The following is a 3,611-nucleotide window of genomic DNA, read 5'->3' as shown; positions in this document are numbered from 1 at the left end:
CCGATGGCGAACACCAGGAAAGGCACCAGGATTGCCAGCGGGTCGAGGCCGAAGCCGAGCAGCGTGATGGTGCCGAATTGCCAGACCACCGACACCAGCGAACAGCACAGCGGCAGGAAGGTCAACGCCCAGGAGCGGGTGTACCAATAGACCGCCAGCACGGTGAGCAGGAACGCCAGGGCGAAGAAACCCATCACCGACGTGGCGCCAGCGCCGATGTCGCCCATCTGCTTGGCGAAACCGATGATCTGCACCTCGTACTGGTCGTCGCCGTACTTGGCCCGCACTTCATCCTCCAGGCGCTGGCTGAACTCCAGGTAGTTCAGGCGTTGGCCGGTCTGTGGGTCAGGATCGGCCAGCTCGGCCAGCACCATGGCCCCGGAGTAGTCGTTGGCCACCAGGCTACCGACGAAGCCGCCGACCAGGGTGCGCTCACGAATGCCGACGATGGCCTGGTCGCTCAGAGTGGCCACGGTGACGTCGCCCCCCACCACATCCTCGGCCTTCATGCCCTCTTCGGTAATCTGTACCGCGCGGGTGTTCGGGGTCCACAGCGAGGTCACCGTGCGGCGGTCGATGCCGGGCATGAAGAACAGGGTCTGGGTCAGATCGTTAAGCTTGGTCAGCGCCTCCTTGTTCCAGATATCGCCGTGCTTGGCGTGCAGCACCACGATGATGCGATTGGCGCCGAACAGCACGTCGCGGTACTGGTTGAAGGTCTTGATGAACTCGTGCTGCTGCGGCAGCTGCTTGTCGAAGCCGGCAGACATGCGTAGCTGCGCGGCGAAGCCGCCCATCACCAGGGTAATCAAGGCCAGCACGCCGAGGGTGGCAAGACGATGACGGAAGAAGAAGCGCTCGAGGCCGAGCACCAGGGAAGTCAGCATGGTTATGCCTTCCTGAAATTACCAAGCGAACGGAGCAGGGCGGGACTGGCCCGCCTTACGCCGGTGGTCAGAACGAGTAGGAGATGTTGCCGCTGATGAAATCGCGGTCAGTCATCAGGTTGTTGTCGCCGCCGCCCCAGTACTGCACCCACTGCAGGCCACCCTTCCAACGGTCGCGGTAGTTGAACAGCAAGGAGCTGGTCAGCGACTTGCGGCCCTCGACGAACGGCGATGCGTTCGGCGTGGTGCCGTTGACGTCGTGGTAAAAGTCCAGCTGCGGCGTGAGGGTGATACCGCTACCGAACGCATTCGGGTAGTTGATGCCCATCTCGGCGACGTAGCCCCAGGAGGTTTTGTCCGGCAGTGAATAGTCCGGGAGCAGGTATGGCGTCTCGCCCGAGGTGTCCAGATCCGGGTAGTGGGTGACGACCGCCTCGGTCAGCAGGAAGCCGTCGGAGGCGCCCAGGCTCCCGGGAATGAAACMCAGCGGGTCGCTGGCGGAGAAGCTGTAGACGGCATTCACATGTGCCTGCCATTTCTTCTCTTCGACATAGCCCTTGCTGACGCCGTTGTCGTACACGCTGAATTCATTGAACCGGCCGGTGAAGGCCACGCCAAAGGGCACCAGGGGATCAATGCTGACGCTGTCGTTGGGCCGGTAGGACAGCTCCGCGCCGACCGCTACCGGTCCGACCATGGTGTTCATCGACAGGCCGAACAGATTCTTGTCTTCGCCATAGTTGATGAAGTAGTTATCGACCAGCAGGGTATCGGGGGAGCGGGTRGCCGTGTAGCCGACGAAGGGCAACTTGTCATGGTAACGCTGGTAGAACACGCCGAACTCGGTCTCGATCTCCTCCGCCGTCCAGCGCAGGGCGATGCCGTACTGCCCACTGTTTTTCGCTTCATGCCTGCCGGCGTAGGGAATCGCCAGCCCCGTGGCGAACATCTGCTCGTCGCTCAGGCCGCTGATGCCTGGCGCGCCGCAGCGTCCCGTGGGCGTCAGGTCGGCGCAAGTCAGGCCGAGCAAGGGGCTGAAGACATTGTTGACGAAGCTGGTCGAGAGGTAGATCGGCAGATTGCCTTCACCCACCACATCGCTCCCCGAGTAGTAGGTGCCCACCGGGTCGATGCCATAGGCGTTCCACTTGAACTGGTAGTAGGCCTCAACGCTGAGGGTCTCGCTCAGCCCGAGGTTGAACGAAGCCATAGGTGCCGGGATGAACACCTCCTTCAATTGGGTGCCGGGGGTGTGGTAGTTCGCAAGGTTGATGGCGTTGATCTGGTTGATGCCACCGGTCACGAAGATTTCCTCGCCCCAGCTGATCACCTGGTTGCCGACCTTGACCTTGGCTGGCATCTCACCCAGGTCGAAGCTCTTCGCCACCCAGAGGTCGAGCAACTCCAGGCGCTCGGTGGCTTCCCGCTTGGCGTCGTCATCCAGTTCGGTGTTTCGGGTGTCATCCATCTTGAAGTCTTTCGCCCAGGCGACCCGGCCGAGTGCGCTCCAACCCTCACCGAGTTTCAGGCTCAACTCATGGTTGCCCTTGATCACGTGCGAGAAGACATCGTGCTTGTTGTAGTTGAGGTTGCCATCGTCAGCATTGCTGTAGCTGATATCGGCGTTGGCGTAGCCATTCCCTTTGCTCAGATTGTAGAAGCGCCCGGTCTGAGTCTGGGTGCCGTTGTTACAGCCACCGCTGTCGCCGCCGAGGATATGGCAGTCCTGCGGCTCCAGGCGCTGAGCGAAGCCATAGGACAGACTCGAATCCAGGCTGCCGGATATCCCCGCGTCCGAGCCGAAGCGAAACGCGTGGCCCGGCGCGCTCCAGACCAGGCCGCAGGCCGCCATCATCAGCAGGGTCAGGTTGTTTTTGACACGCGGGAAGCCCGGCGCGGCAAGGGCCGCGCCTTTATTTTTGTTATGCATGAGCTTTTCCTCAGGTCGGACTTAACGTTCGCCGCGGCGACGCAGTTCGTCGGAGTTGAACATCTTGTCGTTGACCCGGCCTTCGAGGCCTGCGGTCAGGTCGAGCACCTTGCCTTCCTGGGTAAAGCCGTCGGCGATGTAGCGACGGGCGATCAGGTCATAGCTGACGTACTCGATGGAGGTGCATGCCTGGATCTGTGGATTGGCCCAGACGCTGCCTTCCTGGGCACGCCAAAGATTGCCCTTGGCGTCGAACATATCGACATGCAGCAATGCCCAGCTGTCCTCGTCGAAGTAGAACACCCGCTTGGCCAGGGAGTGGCGCTTGTCAGCTTTCACCGTTGCCTCCACCACCCAGACCCGGTGCTGCTCGTAACGCTGCACATCACGATTGAGGTAGTCCTGACCGATCAACTGCTCATAGTTGTTCGACTTATCGACCAACTTGTAAGAGTTGTACGCAACAATCATTTCCTTTTTGCCGACCAGCTTGTAGTCGTAACGATCGAGCGCACCGGTGTACATATTGATCTGGTCAACGTAGTAGAGGCTGTCCGAGCCAGCAATCGGGTTGTCGTAGGCAAAGGAGGGTGCGCGCCGCACGCGGCGTTGGCCAGGGAAGTAGATCCAGGCATCCTGCGGCTTATCCAACTGCGCATGCACCAGGTACATCTCGCCTGCCCGGGACGAGGGTGAAAGCAGGTCATACATCAGCATGGCTTCGATATTGCCGGTATCTGCCGGGGCTTTTACGGCCGGGTCGTTATAGGGGTACGGCCGGGTCGTTATAGGGG

2 protein-coding genes and 1 pseudogene are annotated in these 3,611 nt (G+C 61.0%); all 3 read right to left on the bottom strand.

What is annotated here, in order from left to right; translation table 11 throughout:
• A pseudogene (locus tag ACXRVY_RS20260) lies at positions 1-887 on the bottom strand (RND family transporter); the annotation flags it as partial.
• 67 nt (positions 888-954) lie between these two features.
• The gene (locus tag ACXRVY_RS20255; protein WP_458238081.1) at positions 955-2,817 is read right to left on the bottom strand and encodes a DUF1302 domain-containing protein; all 1,863 of its coding nucleotides are present in this window, start codon (positions 2,815-2,817) and stop codon (positions 955-957) included.
• A 21-nt stretch (positions 2,818-2,838) separates the two neighbouring features.
• Positions 2,839-3,611: DUF1329 domain-containing protein (locus ACXRVY_RS20250; protein WP_458238080.1), on the bottom strand; the 773-nt coding region annotated here is incomplete at its 5' end.

Source organism: Pseudomonas sp. P5_A2_2, assembly GCF_054177685.1.
The sequence above is the reverse complement of the archived record's forward strand: the minus strand, read 5'-3'. Positions and strand labels throughout refer to the sequence as shown.